The sequence below is a fragment of the Micromonospora parva genome (genome assembly GCF_000718515.1).
Taxonomy (GTDB): Bacteria; Actinomycetota; Actinomycetes; order Mycobacteriales; family Micromonosporaceae; genus Micromonospora; species Micromonospora parva.
In genome coordinates, this window is record NZ_JNZS01000012.1 from 48,769 (window position 1) to 75,002 (window position 26,234).

The window sequence follows — 26,234 nt, forward strand, 5'->3', positions numbered from 1 at the left end:
CCGCGCGCCGGGGCTGCTCGAACGCCGCGACGCTCCCCCGATGCGGTGCCCGCAGGGGCGGTGACGGTGTCGGAGCGCTCAGGACCGACCTTGACGCCGCCGGGGTCAGATCCCTAGGGTCTGCAACATCCTGATTGATTCTGGCATCTGAATGTCACGAAAGATCATGCGTGCTCGTGTGGCTGGCATCTTCTGGAAGAGGCGGACATGAAACGAGATCTGAACGGCGGTCCGCCAGACTCCCGGGCGCGCGGCGACCTGATCATCTCGGTGGCGCTCAATCCGGCCCTCGACGTCACCTACACCGTGCCCGACCTGGTGCCGGACACCTCCCACCGGGTGACGGACGTGGTGTCCCGTGCCGGAGGCAAGGGCCTGAACGTCGCCCGGGTCCTGCGGCAGCTGGGCGTCGAGACGATGGTCCTCGGCCTGGCCGGTGGGGCAGCCGGCGAACGGATCGAGGCCGAGCTGGCGACGGCCGGCGTACCGGCGCGATTCACCCGCCTCGACACGGAGACCCGCCGGACGGTGACCGTCCTCGGGCGAGGCACGGCGACCGTCCTCAACGAACCGGGCCCGCGCGTCACCGTCGCCCAGTGGGAGTCGTTCCGAGAGCAGTTCGCCGAGCGGGTCCGGGCGGCACGGGTGGTGGTGCTCTCCGGCAGCCGGCCACCGGGTGTCCCCGAGACCGCGTACCGCGATCTCGTCACCATCGCCCGGGCCGGCGGGGTCCAGACCATCGTGGACACCGACGGCGCCGCGCTGCGGCACGCGCTGGCCGCCGCGCCGACGCTGGTGAAACCCAACGTCCACGAGGCGGCGGAACTGCTCGGCCGCCCGGTGCGCACCCGCGACGACGCCGTGCGGGTGGCGCACCGGCTCGTCCGGCTCGGCGCTGTCGCCGGAGTCGTGTCCCGTGGCGCGGACGGCTTCGTGGCGGTCAACGGCGGGGCCGCCTACAGCGCCCACGCGCCCGAACGGATGGCCGGCAACCCGACCGGTGCCGGTGACGCCCTCGCGGCCGTGCTCGCGTACGGACTGCTCACCCGCATGCCCTGGCTGGACGTCCTCGCCCGAGGCGCTGCCGTCTCGGCGGCCGCCGTCGCCTGCCGGTGGGCCGGCGAGTACGACGCCGTCGTGGCTTCCCGGCTGTTGCCCGGAACCACCGTCGAACAACTGGAAGAGCCCCGCACCGACAGAGAGCAGGAATCGTGTCGCACGTCGCCGCCGAGATAACCTCCCAGCCCGAGACGTGGCGTCGCGCCGTGGATCTGGTCGCCCGACCGGGCGTGGCGCAGGCACTGCCCCAGCCGGGCGAACGCGTCGCCGTGGTGGGCTGCGGCACCTCGTACTTCATGGCCCAGAGTTTCGCGGCGCTGCGCGAGTCGGCGGGCCAGGGGGAGACCGACGCCTTCGCCGCCTCGGAATTCCCCGCCGGGCGACGCTATGACCGGGTCGTCGCCATCACCCGTTCCGGCACCACCACCGAGGTGATCCGACTCCTTGAGCAACTGCCGCCCGGCAGCCGCTCGACAGTGCTCACCACCGACGCCGACCGGCCGGTGACCCGGCTGGTGAGCGACTGCGTCGTCCTCGACTTCGCCGACGAGCAGTCGGTGGTGCAGACCCGCTTCGCCACGACCGCGCTCGCCCTCTGGCGTGCCGGCCTCGGTGCGGACCTGACCGAGACGATCGACCAGGCGCGGGCCCAGCTCGGCACCCCACTGGACCCGGCCGTGGTCGGTCGGGACCAGTTCACCTTCCTCGGCACCGGCTGGACGGTGGGCGTGGCGCACGAGGCCGCCCTGAAACTGCGCGAGGCGGCACAGATGTGGGCCGAGTCGTACCCGGCGATGGAGTTCCGGCACGGTCCGATCAGCGTGGTGGACCACCGGTCCGTGGTCTGGATCTTCGGGCCGGTGGCACCGGGCCTCCTCGAGGACCTGGCACCCACCGGCGCGATCGTGGTGCACGAGGACATCGACGCCATGGCTCACCTCACGACCGCGCAGCGGCTCGCGGTCGAGCTGGCGGTGCGTCGCGGTCTGCATCCGGATCAGCCCCGGCTGCTCACCCGGTCCGTCGTCCTCACCGCTCCGGTCGCCTGAGGCCGCTGATGACCCTCGTTCCCACCGCCGACCTGGTGGCGGCGGCCCAGGCTGCCGGTACCGGCGTGCTCGCGTTCAACGTGATCACGATCGAGTACGCCCAGGCCATCGCCACCGCGGCGGAGCGGGCCGGCCGACCGGCGATCCTGCAGATCAGTCAGAACGCCGCGCGCTACCACTCCGGTGTGTCGGCCATCGCCGCGGCGACGGCCGAGGTCGCCTGGCTGTCCAGCGCCACCCTGTCGCTGCACCTGGACCACGTCGACGACACAACCCTGCTGGAGCGGGCGCCCGACACCGGCTTCAGCTCGGTGATGGTCGACGCGTCAGCGCTGCCGTACGCCGCCAACGTGGCGGCCACCCGCAAGGCGACCGAGTGGGCGCACGACCACCGGTTGTGGGTGGAGGCCGAACTCGGCTACGTCGGCGGTAAACCGGACGCCCCGGCCAGCGCGCACACCGCCGGGGTCCGCACCGACCCGGCCGAGGCCGCCCGCTACGTCGCCGAGACCGGCGTCGACGCGCTGGCGGTCGCGGTGGGCAGCTCGCACGCGATGGCCGACCGGACCGCCTCGCTGGATCTCGACCTGGTGGCCGCGATCCGCGAGGCCGTACCGGTGCCGTTGGTCCTGCACGGCTCCTCCGGGGTGCCGCTGGAGCAGATCCGCGCCGCTGTCGGTCAGGGCATGGTGAAGATCAATGTTGGTACCGCCCTCAACGTGGCGTTCACCGACGCGGTCCGTGGCGTCCTGCCGCACTCTCGCGACCCGCGCCGATATCTCGCCGCCGGCCGGGACGCGGTGACCGAGACTGTCCAGCGGCTGCTCACGCTGCTGCCCGAGGCGTCGTAGCCGCTGCCCCTCGGGGGACTACCCGGGGAAGGCCGGCGAGGGCTCGGACAGGTTGAGCCGCAGCGCGGCCGCGACGGCGCCCAGGGCACCGCCCTCGTCGCCGAACTGGGCCGGCACGACGTCCAGGCGGCGGGTGTGCCGGGGCATCGCCAGCTCGGCGATCGCCGCGCGGACCGGCTCGAGCACCACCTCGCCGGCGTGGGCCAGGGTGCCGCCGATGGCCACCTTGCCCGGATCCAACTGCACCACCATCCCGGACAGAACGCGACCGAGCATCGTCGCGGCGTGCCGCACCACGTCCCGCGCTGTCGGCTCGCCGGCGAGTGCCCGGGCCACCAGGTCGGCCGGGTCCGCGACTGTCACACCACGGCGGGCGCACTGCTCGATGAGCGCCGACGGACGGATCAGCAGTTCCAGGCAACCGCGACCACCGCACGGACAGGGGTCTCCGTCGGGGTCGACGCTGACGTGGCCGATCTCGCCGGCCGCGCCGTTCGCACCCCGGGCGAGTCGGCCGTCGACGATGAGCCCGCCACCGACGCCGTCACTCCACCGGACGTAGATGGCGTCCCGCACGTCACGGGTCGCTCCCCAGGTGCCCTCGGCCAGCGCGGCGAACCGCGAGTTGTTGTCGGTGACGACGGCGACGCCGTAGCGGTCCTGGATGCGCGTGCTGACCTGCTTCGCGGCCACCGACGGGCTGCGGCCGCCCGCGGGGCGCTCCCGGCCGGCCACCAGGCCGGGCAGCCCGAGGCCGATCGCCTCCAGCGCGCGCAGGTCGATGTCGTGTTCCTGCACGAGGTCGTCGATCAGCTTGATCGCGGCGTTGGCGCGCCGGGCCGGCCCCGCCGCCAGCGTGATGGGGCGGCTGCCCCGGGCCAGGATGTCGTGCCCCAGGGTGGCGACGATGACCGTGATCGTCACCCGACCGAGGTCGATGCCGATGATCCGGCCGGCGGACGGGTTGAGGCTGACGGTCGTGGACGGCCGTCCACGACCCCGCTGGCCGGACAGCGCCGGTTCCCGCTCGACGACCACGCCGCGGGCGATGAGGTCGCCGATGATGTCGAACAGGGTGGTGCGGGACAGCCCGGTCAGCCGGATGAGGTCGGCCCGACTGAGCGGGCCGGCGCTGCGGAGCTGGGCCAGCAGCGCCTCCGTGTGCGCCAGCCGCACACGTTGCATGGCATCCGGACGTTCGATCACGGCACCATCATGACCGACGCCTGCTCCCGGGTGTCGTCGCGGCAACCTACGGCGCGGTGGCCGGCGCCGCCACCGGGGCGGCGCCGGCCCGCGGTCAGCTGGCGCGGACGGTGACGGTCAGCGCCGCCTGGACCGGGGCCAGCCCGGCCGAGCGCACCGACAACGTCCCGGTGTACGTCCCCGCCGAACCGAACGTGCGCCGGGACACGACGGTGAACGCGCTGTTGATCTGCATCGCCGGGATGCTCGGCTCGCGCGTCGCGGTCGGCGTCAACGCCTCCACCCGTCCGTCACTCCAGGTCACGGTGGCCACCAGGTCGGTGCTGCGCAGCCCGGGGGCGGTGACCGTCCAGGTGGCGCCGACCGGTGCGCCGACGACGACGGCGGCGGACCGGCCGATCGCCTGTTTGCGCCATGCCACGTCGGCGGTGGGGAAGAAGTTGACGCCCTCGACTGTCAACCGCCCGCCGGCCACCGACAGCCGGGTGGTGAAGTCGGCGTAGTCGCGCTGCGTCTGCGGCGTCCACCCCACCTCGGCGGTGGCGATCAGGCGCGGGAAGCTGTAGTACTGCGCCTGGCCGATCCGGCGGATGAACTCGCCCCACAGGGCCGACTCGACCCCGAGCACGCTGGTCTCGGCGATGTTCGGGATGAAGGTGCCCGGGTCCCAGTTGTAGTGCCGGTCCAGTCCGCACGGTCCGCCGCAGGCCCACGAGCCGCCGAGCGGTTGGCGGGAATCCTGCTTCTGCGGCACGTACGTGTGGGCGGCGGGGGAGAGGACGACCCGGGCGCCACGGCCGGTCACCGCGTTGCTCACCGCCGTGCGGTCACCGTTCCAGTACTGCACCACGGCGTTGTCGCGGGGCAGCGCCGTGCCGGCGTACTCGTTCCAGCCGACCACCGTCTTGCCGAGCGACGCGACGGTAGCGGTGAAGGCGTCGACCATCGCGGTGTAGTTCGCGTGGCTGGTCACGTGCGCCTCGTCGCCGCCAATGTGCAGGTACGGCCCCGGCGTCATGGCGGCGATCTGGGTCAGCACCTGCGTGACGAACTCGTACGTCGTCGCGCTGGCCGAGTCGAGCGTCGAGTAGCCGACGTTGCCGGTGCCGTTGGCCGGTGCGGTCTGCTGGCCGGGTGCCGGCTTGGGCTGGGCGCCGGCCGTGTTGAGCTGGGGGATGGCGTGCAGTGCCGCGTTGGTGTGCCCCGGCATGTCGATCTCCGGGATGACCGTCATGCCGTTCAGGCCGGCGTAGCGCACGATCTCGGCGTAGTCGGCCCTGGTGTAGAAGCCGGTGACGCCCAGTTCGGTGCCCATCAGTTGACCGCTGTCGTTGTAGGTCATGGCGGTGCGCCCGCTGACCGAGGTGAGCCGGCCGTAGTCGATGCCCGCCGGGTTGCTGGTCGGGTTGTCGATGGCGATCCGCCAGCCCTGGTCGTCGGTCAGGTGCAGGTGCAGACGATTGATCTTGTATTGCGCCGCGCTGTCGATGTACGCCTTGACCTCGTTCATCGGGTAGAAGCTGCGGGCGACGTCGAGCATCATCGCGCGGTGGGCGAAGCGCGGGTAGTCGGAGATCGTCACCGCCGGCACCGTCCACGCGGTGTTCACGACGGTGTCGGACTCCACCCACTGCGGCAGGAGTTGGCGCAGCGTCTGCACCCCGTTGAGCGCGCCGTTGGCCGTGTCGGCGCTGATCCGGACCGTGCCGGTGGTGACGACGAGCCGGTATCCCTCGGCGGCGTGCCCGACCGGACCCTTGCCGGCCCCCACCTCGACGACGATGGGCGCGGGCGCGGTGCTCTGGGTGACCACCGGCAGGGCGTACCCGGTGGCGGGGCGGAGCAGCCCGGCGAGGTAGATGGCGGGCGCGGTGGCCTGCGATCCGACCGCGACGACCGGCGTGTTCGGGTTCAACGTGTACGGCGTGCCGCCGTTCTCGGTGAGCGACACCGGTTTGGGCAGCAGGCCCAGTGAGGGTGCCGGCGGGGGCGCGGTGCTGTCCCAGATCTCGAACTCGGAGATCGAGTAGCCGTAGGCCGCCCACCGTTGGTGCCCCTGCATCCGTACGTAGGACACCGGCTGGGCCGAGTTCACGGCGATGACGTCCGTGCGGGGGCAGGTGTCGCGCTGCAGGCGGGTGACGGTGGTCCAGGCGGTGCCGTCGGTGGAGGTTTGCAGGGAGAAGTCACGGGCGCACGCGTTGGGCCAGGTCAGCACCACGTGGTCGACCCGGGCGGCGGACGCCAGCCGGACCTGGACCCAGTTGTCGTCCTGGTACTTCGACGACCAGCGGGTGTTGCGGTCGCCGTCGTTGACGCGCGTGGCGACGAAGTCGGCGCGGTCGAGTTCGACGCTCGACGCGGTGGCGGTGCCGGTGCGGGCCAGGTTCACCGGCGCGGCCATGGCCGGGCTGGCGGCCGTGAGCGGCGCGAGCAGCGACGCGGCGATCACCAGGGCGAGCTTCGCCGCGGTCAGGCGGCGTCTGGGTCCGGTGGTGTGGGGGGAGCGCGGAATCGACATGGGACTCCTCTGTCCGTCGCCCGGCTCGCCGGGGGACTGGTTGCTCGGGTACGCCGCAGTCTGCTGACGCCGTCCAATTTAGTCAATGCCCCGGACAATAAAACGGCGGCCGGTCCGGTCGTGGCCGGGCGTTGTCAGGTGGCCCGGTCACCCCTAGGCTGCCGGCCAGACATCTGACATCTTATGAACCGCCGCACCGCTCCCAGCTCGGGCTTTTTAGTCCGAAGGGTTGACATGAATAGTGCCGTCGCCAAAGATTCGCTTACCTTCAGCGCCGCCGACCGGAGAGGAGCCCCATGTCCGAGCTGGGCTACGGAGCACCACCGTGGCGATAGACGTGCAACCGTCCCCACCCCGAGGTCCGGAAACCACCACCGCGACGTCGCCGCCGCGCCGCGCCGTACCGCTGCTGGTGTGGAACGTGCTCGCCGTCGTACTGGGCGTCGGCATCTGGACCGTGCTGGCCCGGATCGGGGTCTCGGGCCTTCCCGGGCCGCAGGAGGTCGCCGTCCGCGCCGGTGAGCTGACCATGGACGGCACCCTGCTCGACGACAGCCTGGCCAGCCTGCGCCGGGTGCTCATCGGCTTCGCGCTCGGCAGCGCCCTGGCCATCCCGGTCGGCTTCCTCATGGGCTGGTACCGGACCGCGCGCGGCCTGATCGAGCCCTACGTGCAGTTCTTCCGCACCATCCCGCCGCTGGCCGTCATCCCGCTGGCCATCCTGCTCATGGGCATCGGGGAGACCCCGAAGATCTTCGTCATCTTCCTCGCCGCGTTCCTGTCCTGCGTCGTGTCGACGTTCCAGGGTGTGGTGAGCGTCGACAGCACCATGATCAACGCCGCCCGGGTGCTCGGCGCCAACGACGCCGTGGTGTTCCGCCGGGTCGTCGTCCCCGCGTCCACCCCGTTCATCCTGGTCGGCATGCGCGTCGGCCTCGGCGCGGCGTGGGCGACGCTGGTCGCCGCCGAGTTGATCGCCGCCCAGGAGGGCCTCGGCTACCGGATGCAGCAGGCACAGATCTACTACGACCTGCCGAGCATCTTCGTCGGCCTGATCACCATCGGCGTGCTCGGCCTGCTCATGGATCGGCTCCTGCTCGCCGCCGAGAAGCGCCTCACCGGATGGCAGGAACGCCGATGACCGAGAAGATCTCCTTCCGCGCCACCACCCGCACGTTCGAGGTGGGCGGCAAACCGTTCCACGCGCTGCGCGAGGTCGACCTGGACATCGCCGACCGCGAGTTCGTCACAGTGGTCGGCCCGTCCGGCTGCGGCAAGTCGACCCTGATGAACATCGCCGCCGGCCTGGTCGAGCCCACCAGCGGTGAGGTGCTCGTCGACTCACGACCGGTGCGGGGGCCCAGCCCGGAACGCGGCGTCATCTTCCAGCAGTACGCGCTGTTCCCCTGGCTGACGGTCCGCGAGAACGTCGAGTTCGGTCTCCGGATCGCCAAGGTCGGGCGGGCGCAACGGCGAGCACGGGCGCAGCACTTCATCGACCTGGTGGGTCTCGGCGACTTCGCCGACGCGCTGCCCCGGATGCTCTCCGGTGGCATGCGGCAGCGGTGCGCCATCGCCCGCGCGTACGCCGTCGACCCCGGCGTCCTGCTCATGGACGAACCCTTCGGCGCCCTCGACGCCCTCACCCGGGTGCAGATGCAGGACCAGTTGCTGGACACCTGGGGCACCGAGCGACGCACCGTCATGTTCATCACCCACGACGTCGACGAGGCCGTCTACCTCGCCAACCGGGTCGTCGTCATGGCCGCCCGGCCCGGCCGGGTGCAGGAGGTCATCGACGTCGACCTGCCGTACCCGCGAACCGAAGCGGTCCGTCTCTCCCCGGAATTCTCCCGGATCCGCAATCGGGTCTGGCGCGCCGTCTACCACCAAACCCCCCAGGAAGGTGCATCCCGATGAGCCCTCTCTCCCGTCGCGCCCTGCTGACCGGCATCGTCGGTCTCGGCGCCACTGCGGCCCTCGCCGCCTGCGGCGACGACGACAAGTCCGGATCCAGCGGCTCCGGCACCGAAGAGGTGAAGCTCGGCTACATCGCCGACTTCACCGGCGCGAGCCTGATGGCGATCGCCGACGACAAGAAGCTGTGGGACAAGCACGGGCTCAAGCCGGACCTGAAGGTCTTCACCAACGGCCCCCTGCAGGTGCAGGCGCTCGGCGCCGGAGACCTCGACTTCGGCTACCTGGGCCCGGGTGCGATGTGGCTGCCGGCCTCCGGCAAGGCCCGGGTCATCGCCATCAACTCGCTCGGCTTCGCCGACCGGGTCATCGCCAAGCCGGGCATCACCTCCGTCGCCGCGCTCAAGGGCAAGAAGGTCGGCGTGCCGGAGGGCACCTCCGGCGACATGATCGTGCGGCTGGCCCTGCGGCGCGCCGGGCTCTCCATCGACGACGTCCAGAAGGTCACGATGGACGCCAGCACGGTGGTCACCGCGTTCGGGTCCGGCCAGATCGACGCGGCCGGCATCTGGTACCCGCTGATCGGCACCATCAAGAAGCGGGTGCCGGACCTGGTCGAGCTGGCCAAGAACGAGGACTTCTACCCGGACATCAGCTTTCCGTCCGCCTACGTCGGGCGCAACGACGTGGTCACCGGCAAGCCGGAGCTGGTCAAGAAGGTGCTCGCGGTGCTGCGCGCCGCCAACGACGAGCGGGCTGCCGACGTGGACCGTGCCGTCGAGGTGACCGCGAAGTTCCTCAAGTCGGCGCCGGTCGACCAGCTGCGCGCCGAAGCCACCAACGCCCGGTTCCTGCCCTCGGCCGAACTCGCCGCCAAGTCCACCGACGGCACCGTCGCGGGCTGGCTCACCGGCCTCAACGGCCTGTTCAAGGACCTGGGCAAGCTGCCGGACGTGGTCGACCCGAGCGCCTACTACGACGCCGCCGCGTACGCGTCCTGAACCGGTGAGAAAGGACCAACCCGTGCGGCCCAACATCGTCTTCATCATGGCCGACGACCACGCCGCGCACGCTGTGGGCGCCTACGGAAGCAAGATCAACGAGACGCCGCACATCGACCGCATCGCGGCCGGCGGCGCCCTGCTGGAGAACTGCTTCTGCACCAACTCGCTCTGCGCGCCCAGCCGGGCCACCATCCTCACCGGCACCTACAACCACGTCAACGGCGTGCAGACGTTGTCGACCGAGTTCGACAACCGGCAGCTCGTCTTCCCGGAGCTGCTGCGCCGTGCCGGCTACCAGACCGCGCTGGTCGGCAAGTGGCACCTCGGGCACGGCCCGGAGCACGACCCCCGGGGTTTCGACTACTGGGAGGTCGTGCCCGGTCAGGGTCGCTACCGCGACCCCGTGTTCATCGGCATGGACGGCACCGAGCAGGTCCGCCCCGGCTACTGCACGAACATCATCACCGACCTGGCCGTCGACTGGCTCGACCAGCGCGACCAGCAGCGCCCCTTCTGCCTGCTCGTGCACCACAAGGCCCCGCACCGCAACTGGGAGCCCGACGACAAACACCGCGACATGTACGTCGACGACGTGGCCGTACCGGGCTCGTTCGACGACGACCACTCGGGGCACGCCGCCGCCGCCCGGGCCGCCCGGATGCGGGTGGACCGGGACCTGACCGCCAACGACATCAAGGAGATGCTGCCGCCGCACCTGGACCCGGACGAGGCCGCGCTCTGGACCTACCAGCGGTACATCAAGGACTACCTGCGCTGCGTCGCCAGCGTCGACGACAACGTGGGCCGCCTGCTCGACTACCTCGACGAGCACGGGCTGACCGACGACACCATCGTCGTCTACACCTCCGACCAGGGCTTCTTCCTCGGCGACCACGGCTGGTACGACAAGCGGTTCATGTACGAGGAGTCGCTGCGGATGCCGTTTCTGATCCGCTACCCGGCGGAGATCCCGGCCGGCTCCACCACCGGCGCGCTCGCCATGAACGTCGACTTCGCCCAGACGTTCCTCGACTACGCCGGCGTGCCGGCCGACGGCCGCATGCAGGGGCGCTCACTGCGACCGCTGCTGCGCGGCGAGGCCGTCGACGACTGGCGGCAGTCCGTGTACTACCGCTACTGGGAGCACGACGACGACGAGCACCACGTGTGGGCGCACTACGGCGTACGCACCCACGACCACAAGCTGGTCTACTACTACGCCGACGGGCTGGGGCTGCCCGGCACCTCCGCGACGGCACAGGAGCCGGAGTGGGAGCTGTTCGACCTGCGGGCCGACCCGTGGGAGATGCGCAGCGTCTACGACGACCCGGCGTACGCGCGGATCCGGACGGCACTCACCGACGAGCTCGCCCGGGTCCAGCGGGAGTGTGGCGACACCCCGTGGCAGCCGCAGGCGGCGGTCACCGGGTGACGGAGGAACCGACGGGACGAGCCGACCGCCGCTGGCCACGGCGGGTGTACGGGGTGGGCACGGAGCCGGACCCGCGCTTCACCCTCGCCAACGAGCGCACGTTCCTCGCGTGGCTGCGGACCGCGCTGGGTCTCATGGTGGCCGCCGCGGCGGTCAGGGCCTTCGGTGCGGACGGCGCGCAGTGGGCGGCGGTCGTGCTGGCGGTGCTCGCCGTCGGGGTGGCCGTCGAGGCGTTTCCCCGGTGGAGCCGCAACGAACGGGCGCTGCGGCTCCAGCTGCCGCTGCCGTCCACCCCCGTCGTCGCCGTGTCGGCGGCGGGGGTGGTCGTGGCCGGCGTGACGATCGTCGTCGTGGTGCTGATCTGAGGTGACGGAGCCGCCGCGTCTCGCCGACCGGGGGGCGCAGGCCGAACGCACCCTGCTCGCGTGGCTGCGCACCGCGCTGGCGACCGCCGCCGTGCTGCTGGCCGTCGGCCGGGAGCTGGTGCCCCGTCATCCGATCGCCGCGGGGCTCGTGCTGGCCTGCGCGCCGCTCGCCGCCGCGGTGGCCGTGCTGGCGCGACGCCGGTATCGCACCGTACGGCTGCCCACGCACCTGGGCCACCCGGAGGGCGCCGCCCTGCTGGCCGTCGGCACCGTGCTGGTGGTGGCGGGGGGCGTGGCGGTCCTCGCCCATGTCCTCGCCAGGTGAGGTGGGATGCGGCCGTCCCGGGGCGGCGATAGGGGCGCCCCGGGACGGCCGGTACCGGTCAGGCCGTCGATCCGTACAGATTGATCTCGGCGGCGGAGGCGTACCCGGCCCCGTTCGTGGCGCGGGTGGTGCGCAGGCGTACCTGCCGGGCCGTGGTGGGCGTGAAGACCGCTGTCTTCACTGTGCTGCCGGCGCCGAAGGTGCCGGCGGTGACCTGGGTCCAGGTGGTGCCGTCGGTGCTGGTCAGGATCTGGTAGTCGGCGATGGTGCCGTTGGTGCCGCCGTCCTGGCGGGGTAGGTAGTCGAGCCTGTCGATGCGATGGTTGCCGCCGAGGTCGATGGTGATCTGGTGCGGCATGGCGGCGACCCCGCCGACGTAGCGGGTGTGCCAGATGGTGGCCGGGTTGCCGTCGATGGCGTTGGCGGCGACGCCGTTCTCGCCGACGGTCTCGACGCTGTCCGCCGTCGCTGTCCACCGGGTGCGGGGCAGTTGCGGGCTGCTGCCGCCGCCGATCGGCTCGTCGGTCGGGGTGGCCTGGAAGACGGCGACCTCGAACGGCGCGAGGGTGATGCTCACCGGTGCGGCCGGACCCGACACGAAGCCGCCGCGCCGCCCGTCACGCTCGGTGAACCGGTACCGCTGGTGGGTGCCACCGGGCAGCTCGAAGACCGTCTGCGGGTTGACGGTGAAGCTCTGCGCGGACGCCGACGGGTTGCGCAGCATCAGCATCCCCTTCGACGCGCCGGCCGAGGAGTTCCAGGCGGCAGTGCCGTAGACCGCCCCGGCGGCCGGGTCACCGCCGACCCAGTGCACGTCGCTGAGCAACCCCTGGTTGGCCCGTGCCCACCGGGCGTTGGCCGCCACGGTGTCCCAGAACCAGGCCGCGCCCGGCCGGTTCGCGTCGACCAGTGTGTTGCGGACGTACAGCTCCTGGAGGCTGAGCCCGAGCGCGAAATAGGCGCGGATGTCCTGCGACACCTCGGCCTGGACACTGGGCTTGGTCAGGTCGTAGTCGGCGGTGAACTGGGGTGTCCGGTCGGAGAAGATGATGCCGTGGTTCATCAGGCTCAGGATCGGAAACAGCGGGTTCTGTCTGGTGTTGTTGCGGAACGTCTCCGAGTCGCGGTAGTTGACGTAGCGCTGCTGCGCGCTGCCCGCGCCGACCAGGCCCGCGTCGTGCCCGTCACGCCAGATCGAGTCGGTGAACCACAACCAGTACGGCGACCCCCAGGTGCCGACCGTGGCGTTGACGAACACGTCCTTCTGGTGCGCGCGCAGGTCGCCGGTCAACCCGAGCAGGGCCTCGTAGTCGGCGATGTAGTTCGCGTTCGGGCCGGACTGGTAGAGCCCGCCGCCGATGCCGTCCAGCTTGAAGCCGCGTACCCCCTGGTTGTCCATCATGTCGAAGGCGACCGACCGGAACCGGTCGTAGTAGCGGTCGCCGCCGAGCTTGAACTGGCCGCCGCTGTGGGTTTCCAACCGCTGGTCGGCGGGTTTGCTCGCGTTGATGGCCTGGCGGGTGGCGGCGCTGGTGCCGTACCCGCCGAAGGGTGACATCCACACCGACATCGAGGCCCCGTACTGCGCGGCGGCGGCCTTCTGCGGCGCGAAGCCGGTGGGGAACTGGGTCGGGTCGAACGACCACACGTTCAGGTTCGTCTCGTCGACCCGGGGCGTACGCAGATAGTCCCAGCCGTCGTCGACCCAGAAGCTGTCGATGGTGGCCCCCCGGTTGCGCAGCTGGGTGCCGAACAGGTTGATGGCCCGGGTCAGCTCGGCGCTGTCGATGACCTCGCCGGGTGGTTTGAGGTCCAGCCAGCTCTGGTAGTGCAGGAACGTCCGCCGGTCGTGGGCCCGCTCGCGTTGCAGGTAGTACTGGAACGAGCGGCGTAGCTGCCCGGCCGGGGAGACACCGGTGGAGGCGGTGTAGACCCAGGACGTGCCGGCGGTGAGGTCACCGGCGCGGGGCACCGCGATGTCGACGGCGGACCCGTTCACAGTGGCCTTCGCCATCGGGTTCTCGATGCCGACGAACACCGTCTCGCTGCCGGCCGCGCCGTGCACCACCGGGCTGCCGTCGTCGCTGCCCAGCACCCGGGCGTTGGTGAGACCCAGTTCGACCAGGCGCACCGACGTCACGTCGAACGTGCCGGCCACCGAGCGCACGGTGAAGCTGTGCTGCACCGAGTTGGCCCCGCCGCGCAGCCGTACCTGCCACTGCACGTCGAGCGTCCGGGTGCCGCCGCCGTACCGGAAGGTGGTGGTCACCGCCTTGCCGGCGAAGCGTTCCGCCAGCCGTGCCGACCCGGCGTTCGCCGCCAGGTCGCTGACCACCGGACCGGCGGAGACGCTCGTGTTCGCCGCCGTGATGGTGCTGCCGTCGGCCAGGGTGAGGGTGAAGAGCCCGCGCAAGCTCATCGGGACTGTGGCGTTCGCGGCCCGGTTGTCGAACCGGGTCAGCGACACCGTGCTGCCCTGCACGCTCCACGTGCTCGACAGCGCCGCGTTGGCCAGTGTGAAGCTGCCGCCGGAGAGCGACGCCGTCGCCGCGCCCGGCTGGACACCGGGGAAGACCAGGCCGGCGGCGTCGGTGTAGGTCGGGTCCGCCGGGACCGCCGCGCCGGCCGGGGCCGGCTGGCCCCCGACCGTCGCGACGGCACCGGCGACCAGAGTCAGGACGATGGTGGGCACGACGAGCCGCCGTGGCCGTGGTGGGGATGGGGGTGGCAGTGGCGTGTCGTGCGGCATCGTGCCTCCATCGGTGGGTCAGGCGGTGGGGGTGCTCCAGCGCTGGTTGGCGCCGTTGGTGCACGGCCAGAGGATGAGGCGGGTGCCGTTGGCGGTCCCGCCGCCGTTGGCGTCGAGGCACTTGCCGCCGGTGCGGTAGCTGCTGGTGGCGGCGTCGTAGGTCCAGCGCTGGTACGTGGCGGTGGAACAGGTGCGGATCACGATCGCGGTGCCGTCGGTGAGGCTTCCGTTCGCCGGCTCCAGGCACTTGCCCAGTGCGGTGAGGGTGCCGTCGTTGCGGTGGGTCCACGTCTGGTTGGGCCCGCTGTTGCAGTCCCAGAGGTTCACCGCGGTGCCGTCGGTGGTGTTGCTGCCGGGGATGTCGACGCAGCGGCCACTGGCGGTGCCGGTGATGGCGCCCTTCTTCGGCCCGTAGACCTCGAACTCCCAGAGCGAGTAGCCGAAGGTGGTGGCCCGTTGCGTGCCCTGCATGCGCACGTACCGGGCGGTGGTGTTGAGGGCGTGTTCGTCCACCCCGCCGTCCCCGGCGGTGACGGTCACCGCCGTGGTCCAGGTGGTGCCGTTGGTGGAGGTCTGGATCTGGTACGCCCGCGCGTAGGCGGCCTCCCAGCGCAGTGCGACGCGGGACAGTTCCTGGCTGCTGCCGAGGTCGACCTGGATCCAGCTCGGGTCGGTGTAGGCCGACGACCAGCGGGTGCTGATGTCGCCGTCCACCGCCGCCGACGCCGGGAAGCTGGCCGTCTCGGTCGACGACGCGGTCACCGGGCGGTTGGTCGCCAGGTTGCCGGTCGCCACCGCCGGGCCGCCGGGAGCCCGACCGATGCGGTCGATGATCGGGGTGAAGGCGGTGTACGTGGCGACCGGCTTCGGTGAACCCCAGGTCTGCTGGGCGATGACGCGCAGGATGGTCCGGATGCCGGCGGCGATCTGGTCCTCGGTCTCCGCGTCCGGGTAGTCACACCAGATGTGCAGCACCGTGCCGAGGTTGCGGGACGGAGCGTTGACGGTGTTGTTGCCCTGGAAGCGCTCCGGGGTCCAGGTCTCGTACGCCCACGTCACGTTCGGCTTGCTGATGGCGGGGACGTAGTAGGTGGGATCCCACGCCTGGTTGGAGATGGTGTGCCCGCGGTCCAGCAGGGCCTGCGGGGTGATGCCGTAGTTGTACCAGACCTCGACGTGGATGTTGGACGCCGGCCGGATGGTGCCGTCGGTGCCGATGCCGTCGTTCCACATGCGGGTGGTCTTGCCGCCGGCGCGGACGATGTCGTTGGCCCAGTTGATGAAGCCGTAGTAGGTGTCCTTGGCGGTGGCGTTCGCCCCGTAGGTCGCGCGGGCGTACGTCAGCAGCTGCGGGTAGGCAGCGTAGTTGCCGACGTACTCGTCCGCGCCGATGTGCCAGTACCGGCCGGGGAACAGCGGCAGGAACTCGGTGATGAGGTCCCGGGTGAGGGTGTACGCGCCCGGCTTGGACAGGTCGAGGTAGTAGGGGTTGCGGTTGCCGTTGGTGTCGGCGAGTTGCAGGTCCGGGTGGTCGGCCAGGATGGCGTTCATGTGTCCCGGCATGTCGATCTCGGGAATGACCTCGATGTGGTACTGCGCGGCCAGGGCGATGAGGTCGCGGATCTGCTGTTTGGTGTAGTACTGCTCCGACACCACCTCCGGGTGGGTGGTGCTCTCCAACCGGAACCCGAACGTGTCGGACAGGTGCAGGTGCAGCCGGTTCATCTTCAGGTAGGCGAGTTCCTTGACGTGCCGGCGCAGCCAGTCGACAGTGAAGTACTTGCGACCGACGTCGACCATCATGCCGCGTTCGGCCTTGGTCGGGGCATCGGTGGTCGTGCCGGCCGGCACCGTGCTGGACTGCTTGAGCAGTTGCAGCACCGTCCGGGTCCCGTAGAAGGCGCCGGCGTCGGTCGAGCCCTGGATGGCGATGCTCGACCCGACGGTCATCGTGTAGCCCTCGGCGGGTTGGCTGCCGCCCAGGGTCAGCCGGATGTCGCCGGTGGCCGCGGTTCCGGTGGTGACCGCGACGGTGCGGCCGGTCAGGTCCCGCAGGTCGGCGGCGAAGGTGGCCGCGTCGTCGTTGAGCTGGGCGGTGTAGGCGGGGTCGACAACGATGCGGGTGGCAGCCCCGAAGGTGTAGCTGCCGGTGCCCGCCGTCCACTGCTTCAGTGCCGGGATCACCTGGAGGTCACCCGGTACGGCCGAGGCAGGGGTGACCGCCGTGACCGGCACGGTCAGCAGTGCGGCGGCCAGTGCTCCCACCGCTCCGGTGACGCTGATACGTCGAAGACGCATGAACCGTTCCTCTCGGGAAAAGGGTTGGGAATCAGCAGGACGCCGGGTTGGCGGTGCTGTCGGTCGCGTACGCGGTGAGCGTCGCGATCTGCGGTACGCCGCGCGCGGCGGTGACCCGCAGCCGCAGCCGGTCACTCGTCACGGCGGTGGACAGCGCAACGATCCGCTTGTAGCCGACCGTCGCGGCGGCGGCGACCTGTTGCCAGCCCCCGTTGATCCAGGCGTCCACGGCGAACGCCTCGACGCGCTGGCCGTTGCCGACCGACTCCTGCACCGGGACCCGGTCGAACGTGCGGGCCCGGCAGGCGGTCAGCTCGACCGCGCCGGTGAGGGCGCCGCCCGAGGGCGACCAGGACGTGCCCAGGGCCGCGTCGGTGAGGGCGGCGTGGGTGCCGGTCGCACCCGCCTTGGCGAACAGCTCCCGGCCGTACCGGGCGCGTTGCGCGGTGCCGAACCCGTCGAGGGCGCTGACGTCCGGCGCGTCGATCACGCCGGCCCGGTTCGGCGGGACGTTGAGCAGCAGGTTGGCGTTGCGGCCCACCGCGTTCTCGTAGAGCTGCATCAGGGCGGCCGGCTGCTTGACCGAGCCGTTCTGGCCGGAGTGCCAGAACCAGCCGGGCCGGATCGACACGTCCGCCTCGGCCGGGTACCACGACAGGTAGGTGATCGAGCCGAGGTTGCGGCCGATCAGCGCGCTGGAACCCAGGTCACTGGACGCGGCGCCGGTGAGCATGTCGTCGTCCCGGTTGAGCGCACCGGGATCGGTGCCCCGGAACGGCAGCGCGCTCCACTCGTCGGCCCGGAACGCCCCGGACTCGGAACCGACCCAGCGCACGTCCGGCCCGTTGATCGCGATCGTGGCGTTCGGTTGCAGGGCCCGGATCAGGCGGTACCAGTCACCGACCTGGTACGGCTGCGGGTACGCGGTGTACGGGTTGGCGCCGTCGAACCACACCTCGGCCATCGGCCCGTACTCGGTGAGCAGCTCGTAGAGCTGGTTGAGGAAGTAGGCGTTGTAGTCGTCGGCCTGGTACGCGTACGTCTGAGTCGGGGTGCGGGTGTCCCCGGCGACGAGCGTCGGGATGGTGACGCTCCGTTTGGCGCTGCCGTTGCCGAACCGGTCGCCACCGCGTCGGCCCGGGATCTCCGCGCCGTCGGCGGGGGAGAGGTAGAAGCCGACGGCGAGACCTGCCGCGCGGGCGGCGTCGACGGTGGCCCGCAGGATGTCGCTCTGGCTGGTACGACCCCACCAGGGGCTGCTGCGCACCGAGTGGGTGCTGTAGCGCGACGGGTAGAGCAGGAACCCGTCGTGGTGCTTGACGGTGAGGATGACCTGCTTGAACCCGTTGCGCTTGAGCACGTCTATCCACTGGGCGGGGTTGACTGTCGTCGGGTTGAACTGGGCCGGGTCCTCGTTCCCGCTGCCCCACTCGACGTCGGTGAAGGTGTTCATGCCGTAGTGCAGGAACGCCGTCAGTTCCCGTTGCTGCCAGGCCAGTTGGGCGGCCGACGGGGTGACCTGGGCGGCCTTCTGCCGGATCCGGTCGAGGGTGTCGCACCGCTCGACGGTGATGACGGTGGCCGGGGTGACCGGGCCGCTGCTGCCCGGGTCGCCCGCGCAGCCGGGCGGCGGCGGGGTGCCCCCGCAGACCGGCGCGTCGAGCTGGAAGTCGACCGGACCGGCGGCGCCGGTCATCGTCGCGAGGGCGATGGCGTCCACAGCGCCGTGCCAGCCACGGTTGCGGGTTCCGGCGTCGTTGCCGAAGGTCAGCAGGCCCTGCGACGCGTTGGCCGCGGCCACCGGCGTGGTGACGGTGCTGCCCACCTGGCAGCCGTTGACGTACGCGACGAGCCGGGCCGCGGTGTCGCTCACGTACTCGTAGGCCAACGCCACGTGGGTGTCCTGCGTGTCGGCCAGGTTCGGCCCGCTCTGCCGGGTGTCGTGGTACGGCGCGTCCGGTCCGTACATACCGAACTCGGTGGTGGTCTGCGAGCCGCTGGCGTAGCGGTAGTAGCCCCCGCCGGCGAGGCTGAGCACCGTGTCGAAGCTCAGCGTGGCGGCGCTCTGGCGGCGTACCACCGCCTCGGCCAACAGGCTCCGGTTGACGTACTTCGTGCTGGTCACCGGGATTCGTGAGGAGAACCCGACGCCGGTGCCACCCCCGGTGAGCGTGACGGCCGAACCGCTGATCGTCTCGCTGCCGGCCAGTCGGGTGAGCTGCCCGTCGACCAGCTCACCCGTCGACGGCGTGTAACCGGTGGTGGAGGTGAAGGTGCCGCTGAAGCCGACGTCGAGAAGCGGTTGGTAGTCGGCGGCGGCGACGCGCCACTGCTGGTTGGTGGCCGTGCCGCAGGGCCAGAGGATGACGGCGGTGTTGTTGGTGGTGCCGCCGCCGTTGGCGTCGAGGCAGGTGCCGGTGGCCTGGTTGCGCAGGGTTCTCGCGGTGGTGTCGTAGGTCCATCGTTGGTTGGTGGCGGTGCCGCAGGTGGTGATGGTCGCTGCGGCACCGTTGGTGGTGTTGGCGGTGGCGAGGCACTTGCCACGGTTGCGGATGGTGTTGTCGGCCTGTCGGGTCCAGATCTGGTTGGTGGCGCCGGTGCAGTCCCAGAGGATGAGGGCGGTGCCGTCGGCGGTGGCACCGCCGGGCACGTCGACGCAGCGCCCACTGGCCACCCCCGTGATCGTGCCGTCCCCCGGAGCCGCGGCGGCCGGTGCCGCCGGTGGGGTGAGTTGGACCAGGCAGGTGGCGAGCACTGCCAGAGCGGCCAGGGCGGCACCGCTCGCGCGCGCGGGATGGCGGCGCAGGGTACGGGTCATGGTGGTGTCCTCTCCGGGAACGGGCAGGGAGGGGCGGTGCGGGTGGGTGGCGGCTGGGCCCGGCGCTACATCAGCCACTGCTGGTTGGTGGCGGTGGTGCAGGGCCAGAGGATGACGGCGGTGTTGTTGGTGGTGCCGCCGCCGTTGGCGTCGAGGCAGGTGCCGGTGGCCTGGTTGCGCAGCGTTCTCGCGGTGGGGTCGTACGTCCATCGTTGGCTGGTGGCGGTGCCGCAGGTGGTGATGGTTGCTGCGGCACCGTTGGTGGTGCTCGCGGCGGCGAGGCACTTGCCACGGTTACGGATGGTGTTGTCGGCCTCGCGGGTCCAGACCTGGTTGGCCGCTCCGGAGCAGTCCCACAGGATGAGTGCGGTCCCGTCGGCGGTGGCCGCACCCGGCACGTCGACGCAGCGTCCACTCGCCACACCGGCGATCGTGCCGGTCGCGGCCGTGGAGACGGCCTGGTAGCGGTGCCCGGCCACGGCTGTGAACGTCACCTGGCTGCCCGATCGGGTCACCGGCACGGTCTGGTTGGTGGTCAGGTCGACCAGCGACGCGGTCGCCAGCATCGGGTTACGAACCGTCAGGGTGCCGCCGCTGCCGGCGGTCAGCGTGATCCGCGTGGCCAGCCGGTTGCGCCACTCGGTGTCCACAGTGACGTTGCCGCGTGCCCGCAGACCGCTGACCGAGCCGGTGGGCCAGGCCGCCGGCACGGCGGGCAGGACGTCGACGACGCCGTTCTGGCTCTGCAACAGCATCTCCGCCATTCCGGCGGTGGCCCCGAAGTTGCCGTCGATCTGGAACGGCGGGTGGGTGTCGAACAGGTTGGCGAGCGTGCTGCTCTTGAGCTGCTCGCTGAGCATCTTGTGGGCGTGGTCGCCGTCGAGCAGCCGAGCCCAGAAATTGATCTTCCAGGCCTTGCTCCAGCCGGTGCCACCGTCACCGCGTGCGGTGAGGGACACCTTGGCGGCGTTGGCCAGGGCCGGGGTGGTCAGCGGTGAGATCTGCCGGCCCGGGTGCAGGGCGTACAGGTGCGAGACGTGCCGGTGGTCGTTCGTGGGGCTGTCCCAGTCCGCCTTCCATTCCTGCAACTGGCCCCAGGATCCGACCCGCAGGCCGGGGTCGAGTTTGCTCAGCGTGGTCTGCCACTGGGCGCGCAGGGTGGTGTCGACGCCGAGCGTGCTGCTCGCCTCGATGGTGTTGGTGAGCAGGTCCCAGACGATCTGCTCGCTCATCGCCGCGCCGGCCGAGAAATCACCCTGCTCGGGCGAGTAGCTGGGCGTCACGACCAGTTTGCCGTCGCGCGGGTCGACGCGCAGGTTGGCCCGCCAGAACTCGGCGGCCTCCTTCATCGCCGGGTACGCCTGATCGCGCAGGAACGTGGTGTCGCGGGTGAAGCGGTAGTGCTCGTAGAGGTGCTGGCACAACCACGCGGCAGCCTCCGGGAACCAGAAGGCGGTGGCCCAGTCCTGCACGCCGGTGAAGCCGTACGGGTTGGTGCTGAGGTGGGTGACCCAGCCGGTCGTGCCGTAGATGTTCTGCGCGGTGGCCCGGCCGGGTGCCCGCAGCGCGTCGATGAAGTCGAACAGTGGCGTGGCGGTCTCGGTGAGGTTCGTGGTCTCCGCCGGCCAGTAGTTCATCTGGACGTTGATGTTGGTGTGGTAGTCGGCCTGCCAGGGCGGGTTGTTGGAGTTGTTCCAGATGCCCTGGAGGTTGGCCGGCAGCGAGCCACCGCGCGACGACGCGATGAGCAGGTACCGGCCGAAGGAGAAGTACAGCGACTCCAGTGCCCGGTCCTGGGCCCGTCCGGCGGCGCCGGTGTACGCCGAGCGCAACTCGTCGGTCGGGATGTTCGGCATCTGCCCGCCCACGTTGAGCCGGACGCGGTCGAAGAGGTTCTTGTAGTCGGCGAGATGGGCCGCGCGCAGCGCCGCCCAGGTGGAGGCCGCCGCGCCGTCGACCGCCTGGGTGACCCGGGTGTGCGGGTCGGCGCCGCGGTAGGTGGGGTAGGTGTCGGCGTACGACGTCGCGGCGGACAGCACGATGAACGCCGAGTCGGCGCCGGTGACGGTGATCCGGTCGGTGCCGTCGGTCCGGGTGCCGCCGGTGGTCACCACCCGGTACTGGGTCTCGTGGATCAGCCCGTTGCCGGGCAGTGCGCCCCGGGTGGTGATCCGGCCGTTGGCCACCGTCACGGTGCTGCCGGAATGGGCCGAGACGGGACGCAGGACGAAGGAGACCTTCCCGGTCTGGCTGGCCGAGAGCCGGGAGGCGATCACGTTGCGCGGGTAGCTGGCGAAGTACTCCCGCTGGTAGGTCACCCCGCCGTGGGAGTACGCGACGCGGGCGGTGCCCTCGGCGAGGTCCAGCTCGCGTCGGTAGTCGCTCACGGTGGCCGGGGTGCCGGTCATGTCGAGGTACATGTCGGCGAGGTTCTGGTAGGAGCCGAACCCGGTCGCCGGTTGCCCGAGCGCGGTGGCGACCGCGCCGGGCGCCATCCGTCCGTCCCGGTCGATCTGGGCCTGCACGCCGGCCAGGGCTCCGGGCCGTGGTGACGTCCAGTTGCCGTGGTGGTATCCGGTGGCGCCGGGTCCACCCGTCCACAGGCTCTTCTCGTTGAGCTGAAGGCGTTCGGTCTGGACGCCCCCGAAGATCATGGCGCCGAGCGCGCCGTTGCCCACCGGCAGCGCGTTGCTCTCCCAGTTGGCGGCGGGTTCGTCGTACCAGAGCGCGAGGGCGGGGTCGCTGGCGGCGGCCCCGGCTGGAGCCGCGCTGACGGACACGGACGTCAGGCACGCGGCCACGAGAAGGGATGCGGCTGCGGCCCGCAGGACCGTCCGGAAACTGCCGGTCTCGAACATAGGGCCTCCTCTATGTGAGAGGAGTTAACATGGGATGTTTATTTTTGTCAATGGATCGGATTCGTCCACATGATGTGCTGACTTGCGGAGAGGCGGCGACCTTGACGGGCAGCCCGTCAGGTCATCTCGATCTGTTGCCGGATGGACGAACACCTGGTACACATCAGATGTCGGAGGTCGTAGACTCGGAAACACCCGATGTTTGCGGAAGGCGGCTGGTCCTGTGGGTTGACCTGACCGGCCCCGGGGCGGGGGCCGGCGTCACGGCTTTCGACTGGCCGATCTGCCTGCTCGCCGGCAGCTGCGGGCGGGGGCACCGCCGCGCGCGTCCGCCAGCTCAGGGTGTAATCCTCCCGGTCACGGCAACGGCTCACCCCTACCCGGAGGCAGCGATGGCGCTCACCGACGAGGCGATCGGCAAGATCAAGAACATGATCACCTCGGGCGAACTCGGCCCCGGCGATCGACTGCCCAAGGAGGCGGACCTGGCCCGCCGGCTCGGCCTGTCCCGCAACTCCCTACGGGAAGCGGTGAAGGCGCTGTCCATCATCCGTGTCCTGGACGTCCGCCAGGGCGACGGCACCTATGTCACCAGCCTCGCCCCACAGTTGCTGCTCGACATGCTCGGCTTCGTCGTGGATTTCCACCGCGACGACACCGTGCTGGAGTTCCTGGAGGTCCGGCGGATCCTCGAGCCCGCCGCCACGGCGTTGGCAGCGCAACGGATGGGTGCCGAGGCGATCGCCAACCTTCAGGCCGTCCTCGACGACGTCGGCGACACCAGCGACGTGGAGACGCTGGTCGCCAACGACCTGGAATTCCACCGCCAGATCGCCGTCGGCGCCGGAAACGCCGTGCTGTGCTCGCTGCTCGACGGGCTCTCCGGCTCCACCACCCGGGCCCGCATCTGGCGTGGTGTCACCCAGGAGGGCGCCGTCACCCGAACCCGTGAGCAGCACCAGGCGATCGTCGACGCGATCACGGCCGGGCAGGCCGATCTGGCGCGCTCCTGGGCCACAGTGCACGTCGCCGGTGTCGAGGAGTGGCTCCGCCGGGCACTGTGACCGATCCCGCTCGGTGCCCCGGCGCTGCGGTGACGGTTCGTCGAACGTCTCAGGGCGGCGACGGTCTCCTGTGTACGAGACACAGGGGACGGTGCGCCGCCGCTGGACCGCGGATGGACGGCGGGTGCCCGACGTCAGGCCCGCACGACGCGGGCGATGCTGGCCCGGATGGGCGCGTAGTGCTCGGCGATGGCAGCCTGCAGACGCGCCACGTCCCCGGCGGCGACCGCCTGCACGATCGCCCGGTGCCGCTGGGCGGTGATCAACCGGTCCTCCGGCTCGGTGCGCAGCGTCGGAGCGACGATGGCCTGCACCTGCCAGAACGCCTCGGTCAGCTGGAGGATCAGGTCGTTGCCGAGGGGTTCCAGCAGCTTCACGTGGAAGGCTCGGTCGACGTCGAGGAAGTCCATGCCCTGGGCGGCCAGGCTCTCCATCTCGTCGGCGAGCGCGGAGAGGGCGGCCTGGTGCTCGCTGTCGAGGACGGCGATGACCTGGGCCGCCAGCCCCTGTTCGAGGGTCTGCCGGACGTCGACGACCTGCCCCAGCACGTGATGGTCCTCCTCGCCGCTGAGCAGGCCGCGGAAGGTTAGGCCCTCCACGAGCGCGGCGAGGGACATGCGGCCGACGAAGGTGCCGTGCCCGTGCCGCACCTCGACGATGTCGAGGGCGGAGAGAATCTTGACGGCCTCGCGGACGCTTGAGCGGCTCGCGCCCACCGCCTCGCACAGCTCCGCCTCGGTGGGCAGGATGTCCCCCGGCTTGAGGCGGTTGCGCAGGATGTACTCCTTGATCTTGGCCCCCACCTCCTGCCGGCGGGGACCGGGGCGCTCCGCACCGCGTAGCGGGGATGCGTCAATGGTCGTCATCTGCCACTTGCCCTTCGTTCACGGATCTGACACGCTCACCCTATCGGCATCAGATGTCTGACGTCAGACCCCATTATCTTCGAATCCCTCAGCGCGAGCAGCACCGCGAGCGCATGAAGAGCCTATGGAGGCAGCTACGTGAGCACCACCATTGAGCCAAAGGAGAGTCGGCGCTGCCCCCCGCGCCGGCTCCGTTCGTTGGCAGTCGCGTCCACCGCGGCAACCCTCGCTCTCGGACTCGTCGCCTGCAGCGGCGGCCCGGCCTCGACCAACGCCGTCGAGGGAAGCGGGGGGAAGAAGTCCATCGAGACCACCCTCGCGTTCACCCTCTCTAGCGGGTTCGACCCGGGGAACGCCTCGTCGGCGGTGGCGACGGCGGTCAACCAGCACATCTTCGAGGGCCTGATCGATCTTGACCCGGTTACCCGGGAACCTTACCGCGCGCTCGCCAAGGAAGACCCGGTGGCCAGCGCCGACGGGCTCACCTACACGGTGGCGGTGCGCGACGGCGCCAAGTTCTCCGACGGCACCCCCGTCACCGCCGAGGACGTCGCCTGGTCCTTCACCCGCGTGCTGAAGCCGGCCGACCCCAAGGCCCCGCCGCTGATGCAGGGGTTCGTGTCGTTCATCGACTCGGTGACCGCCAAGGACGCGACGACGGCCGAGTTCAAGCTCAAGTACCCGTTCGCCCTGTTCGCCGAGCGGATCGCCGTCATCAAGGTGCTGCCGAAGGCGAAGACCGCCGACCCGGCCGCGTCGAAGGCGTTCGACACGGCGCCGATCGGCTCCGGCCCGTTCAAGCTGGACAGCGCGTCCAAGGAATCGGGCGTCAAGCTCAGCACGAACCCGAACTACAACGGCCCGCGTCCGGCCAAGGTCGAGACGATGACCTGGAACACCACCTCCGAGGCCTCCGCCCGGGTGTCGGACCTGCAGGGCGGTCGTGTCCAGGCCATCGAGTCGGTGCCGTACCTGAACGTCGACTCGCTCAAGGACAAGTACACCGTCGATGTGAAGCAGGCCTTCAACCAGGTCTTCCTCATGTTCAACTCGTCGGCGGCGCCGTTCAGCGACAAGCGTGTGCGCCAGGCGCTGCACTACGCGATCAACAAGGACGAGGTCATCAAGACCGCCCTCAACGGCTACGGCACCCCGGCCACGAGCTACCTGGACGAGGGCAACAAGGACTACCAGAAGGCCGCCACCGTCTACGACTACAACCTGGAGAAGGCCAAGAGCCTGCTTCAGGAGGCCGGTGTCACGAACCTGTCGTTCCAGCTCGACACCACCGACAACTCGGTAGTGAAGGACGTCGCGCCGCTGGTCATCGAGCAGTGGAAGAAGATCGGCGTCACCGCCAGCCTGAACACGGTGCCGTCCTCGGCCATCTACGGTGACATCGTTCCGAAGGACACCTTCCGGGTGCTGATGGCCACCGGTGACCCCAGCGTCTTCGGCGTCGACACCGACCTGCTGATGCGCTGGTTCTACTACGGCGAGACCTGGCCGGGGCAGCGTTACCGGTGGAGCGCCGCGGACCGCAAGGCCATGGCCGAGCTGCTCGACAAGGCGGCGCAGACCTCCGACGAGGCGGCCCGCAAGGCGCTGTGGAAGCAGGCCCTGGACAAGGTGGCCGACGAGGCCCCGCTGTACCCGATCCTGCACACCAAGGTCGTCACCGCGTACGACCCGGCGAAGCTCTCCGACTTCTCGGGCGCGGCGACCACCGGTCTGTACTTCCTGGGCTCCAGCCGAAAGGGCTGAGCTCCGCCTCGGGGGCCCGGACCCCGACCCCTCCGCGTCCCGCCCAGCCCCTGTCCCTCGGGCTGGGCGGGACGTCCCGGCGGCCCTC

18 protein-coding genes are annotated in these 26,234 nt (G+C 70.7%); 11 read left to right on the forward strand and 7 right to left on the reverse strand.

The genetic code is table 11. The features are described from left to right. Positions 1-207: 207 nt before the first annotated feature. Genes IF22_RS0118465 through IF22_RS0118475 form a run of 3 tightly spaced genes read left to right on the forward strand, consistent with a single transcriptional unit; the run spans position 208 to position 2,959 of the window. The gene (locus tag IF22_RS0118465; RefSeq protein WP_156057635.1) at positions 208-1,236 is read left to right on the forward strand and encodes a 1-phosphofructokinase family hexose kinase; all 1,029 of its coding nucleotides are present in this window, start codon (positions 208-210) and stop codon (positions 1,234-1,236) included. Continuing rightward, positions 1,212-2,108, forward strand: a complete 897-nt coding sequence (locus IF22_RS0118470; protein WP_030333630.1) for an SIS domain-containing protein — start codon at positions 1,212-1,214, stop codon at positions 2,106-2,108. The genes IF22_RS0118465 and IF22_RS0118470 overlap by 25 nt, the downstream gene beginning before the upstream one ends. An 8-nt stretch (positions 2,109-2,116) precedes the next feature. Continuing rightward, positions 2,117-2,959: a class II fructose-bisphosphate aldolase gene (locus IF22_RS0118475; RefSeq protein ID WP_030333632.1), complete on the forward strand. Its 843-nt coding sequence runs from the start codon at positions 2,117-2,119 to the stop codon at positions 2,957-2,959. A gap of 18 nt (positions 2,960-2,977) precedes the next feature. On the opposite strand, the gene IF22_RS0118480 is transcribed toward IF22_RS0118475, so the two are convergent. Further along, entirely contained in the window at positions 2,978-4,165 is a 1,188-nt protein-coding gene (locus tag IF22_RS0118480; protein ID WP_030333985.1) for an ROK family transcriptional regulator, read from the reverse strand. A 94-nt stretch (positions 4,166-4,259) separates the two neighbouring features. Continuing rightward, positions 4,260-6,686 (reverse strand): family 20 glycosylhydrolase, encoded by a 2,427-nt coding sequence (locus IF22_RS33815; RefSeq protein WP_030333633.1) that lies wholly within the window; start codon positions 6,684-6,686, stop codon positions 4,260-4,262. A 325-nt stretch (positions 6,687-7,011) separates the two neighbouring features. Between IF22_RS33815 and IF22_RS0118495 the strand changes: the two genes are divergently transcribed. From IF22_RS0118495 to IF22_RS33820, 6 genes are read left to right on the forward strand one after another with little or no spacing between them, the layout of a single operon-like run. Further along, a complete protein-coding gene (locus IF22_RS0118495; RefSeq protein ID WP_209444574.1) occupies positions 7,012-7,827 on the forward strand; it encodes an ABC transporter permease in 816 nt (271 codons plus the stop codon). Beyond that, a complete protein-coding gene (locus IF22_RS0118500) occupies positions 7,824-8,606 on the forward strand; it encodes an ABC transporter ATP-binding protein (protein WP_030333637.1) in 783 nt (260 codons plus the stop codon). Before IF22_RS0118495 ends, IF22_RS0118500 begins: the two co-directional genes overlap by 4 nt. Next, complete coding sequence (locus IF22_RS0118505) at positions 8,603-9,604, forward strand: aliphatic sulfonate ABC transporter substrate-binding protein (RefSeq protein WP_030333639.1); 1,002 nt, start codon at positions 8,603-8,605, stop codon at positions 9,602-9,604. Before IF22_RS0118500 ends, IF22_RS0118505 begins: the two co-directional genes overlap by 4 nt. Before the next feature lie 22 nt (positions 9,605-9,626). After that, positions 9,627-11,039 carry a sulfatase family protein gene (locus IF22_RS0118510; protein WP_209444575.1) on the forward strand — a complete coding sequence of 471 codons (1,413 nt, stop codon included), beginning with the start codon at positions 9,627-9,629 and terminating at the stop codon, positions 11,037-11,039. Beyond that, entirely contained in the window at positions 11,036-11,404 is a 369-nt protein-coding gene (locus IF22_RS0118515) for a YidH family protein (RefSeq protein ID WP_030333644.1), read from the forward strand. Before IF22_RS0118510 ends, IF22_RS0118515 begins: the two co-directional genes overlap by 4 nt. Position 11,405: 1 nt before the next feature. Beyond that, a complete protein-coding gene (locus tag IF22_RS33820; protein WP_051708608.1) occupies positions 11,406-11,729 on the forward strand; it encodes a DUF202 domain-containing protein in 324 nt (107 codons plus the stop codon). A gap of 58 nt (positions 11,730-11,787) precedes the next feature. Here IF22_RS33820 and IF22_RS0118525 read toward each other — a convergent pair whose 3' ends face one another. From IF22_RS0118525 to IF22_RS0118540, 4 genes are all read right to left on the reverse strand, one after another. Next, complete coding sequence (locus IF22_RS0118525; protein ID WP_030333648.1) at positions 11,788-14,478, reverse strand: discoidin domain-containing protein; 2,691 nt, start codon at positions 14,476-14,478, stop codon at positions 11,788-11,790. Between the two features lie 18 nt (positions 14,479-14,496). Beyond that, positions 14,497-16,776 carry a family 20 glycosylhydrolase gene (locus IF22_RS0118530; RefSeq protein ID WP_030333650.1) on the reverse strand — a complete coding sequence of 760 codons (2,280 nt, stop codon included), beginning with the start codon at positions 16,774-16,776 and terminating at the stop codon, positions 14,497-14,499. A 31-nt stretch (positions 16,777-16,807) separates the two neighbouring features. Next, positions 16,808-19,594, reverse strand: coding sequence for an alpha-L-fucosidase (locus IF22_RS33825; protein ID WP_051708609.1), 2,787 nt, complete (start codon positions 19,592-19,594; stop codon positions 16,808-16,810). 65 nt (positions 19,595-19,659) lie between these two features. Beyond that, positions 19,660-22,452 (reverse strand): glycosyl hydrolase family 95 catalytic domain-containing protein, encoded by a 2,793-nt coding sequence (locus tag IF22_RS0118540; RefSeq protein ID WP_030333652.1) that lies wholly within the window; start codon positions 22,450-22,452, stop codon positions 19,660-19,662. A 392-nt stretch (positions 22,453-22,844) separates the two neighbouring features. On the opposite strand from IF22_RS0118540, the gene IF22_RS0118545 reads away from it, so the two are divergent. Continuing rightward, a complete protein-coding gene (locus IF22_RS0118545; RefSeq protein WP_030333654.1) occupies positions 22,845-23,516 on the forward strand; it encodes a FadR/GntR family transcriptional regulator in 672 nt (223 codons plus the stop codon). A gap of 134 nt (positions 23,517-23,650) precedes the next feature. Here the strand turns inward: IF22_RS0118545 and IF22_RS0118550 are convergent, their stop codons facing one another. Then, on the reverse strand, positions 23,651-24,382 hold the full coding sequence (locus IF22_RS0118550; protein ID WP_030333656.1) for a FadR/GntR family transcriptional regulator: 732 nt from the start codon (positions 24,380-24,382) through the stop codon (positions 23,651-23,653). 138 nt (positions 24,383-24,520) lie between these two features. Between IF22_RS0118550 and IF22_RS0118555 the strand changes: the two genes are divergently transcribed. Then, entirely contained in the window at positions 24,521-26,146 is a 1,626-nt protein-coding gene (locus IF22_RS0118555) for an ABC transporter substrate-binding protein (protein WP_030333658.1), read from the forward strand. Positions 26,147-26,234 lie beyond the last annotated feature (88 nt).

Excerpts from the sequence above, each read along its gene's own strand:
- IF22_RS0118465 (WP_156057635.1), top strand. The coding sequence starts at position 208 with ATGAAACGAGATCTGAACGGCGGTCCGCCAGACTCCCGGGCGCGCGGC.
- IF22_RS0118475 (WP_030333632.1), top strand. The coding sequence starts at position 2,117 with ATGACCCTCGTTCCCACCGCCGACCTGGTGGCGGCGGCCCAGGCTGCC.
- IF22_RS33815 (WP_030333633.1), bottom strand. The coding sequence starts at position 6,686 with ATGTCGATTCCGCGCTCCCCCCACACCACCGGACCCAGACGCCGCCTG.
- IF22_RS0118500 (WP_030333637.1), top strand. The coding sequence starts at position 7,824 with ATGACCGAGAAGATCTCCTTCCGCGCCACCACCCGCACGTTCGAGGTG.
- IF22_RS0118505 (WP_030333639.1), top strand. The coding sequence starts at position 8,603 with ATGAGCCCTCTCTCCCGTCGCGCCCTGCTGACCGGCATCGTCGGTCTC.
- IF22_RS0118525 (WP_030333648.1), bottom strand. The coding sequence starts at position 14,478 with ATGCCGCACGACACGCCACTGCCACCCCCATCCCCACCACGGCCACGG.
- IF22_RS0118530 (WP_030333650.1), bottom strand. The coding sequence starts at position 16,776 with ATGCGTCTTCGACGTATCAGCGTCACCGGAGCGGTGGGAGCACTGGCC.
- IF22_RS33825 (WP_051708609.1), bottom strand. The coding sequence starts at position 19,594 with ATGACCCGTACCCTGCGCCGCCATCCCGCGCGCGCGAGCGGTGCCGCC.
- IF22_RS0118540 (WP_030333652.1), bottom strand. The coding sequence starts at position 22,452 with ATGTTCGAGACCGGCAGTTTCCGGACGGTCCTGCGGGCCGCAGCCGCA.
- IF22_RS0118545 (WP_030333654.1), top strand. The coding sequence starts at position 22,845 with ATGGCGCTCACCGACGAGGCGATCGGCAAGATCAAGAACATGATCACC.
- IF22_RS0118550 (WP_030333656.1), bottom strand. The coding sequence starts at position 24,382 with ATGACGACCATTGACGCATCCCCGCTACGCGGTGCGGAGCGCCCCGGT.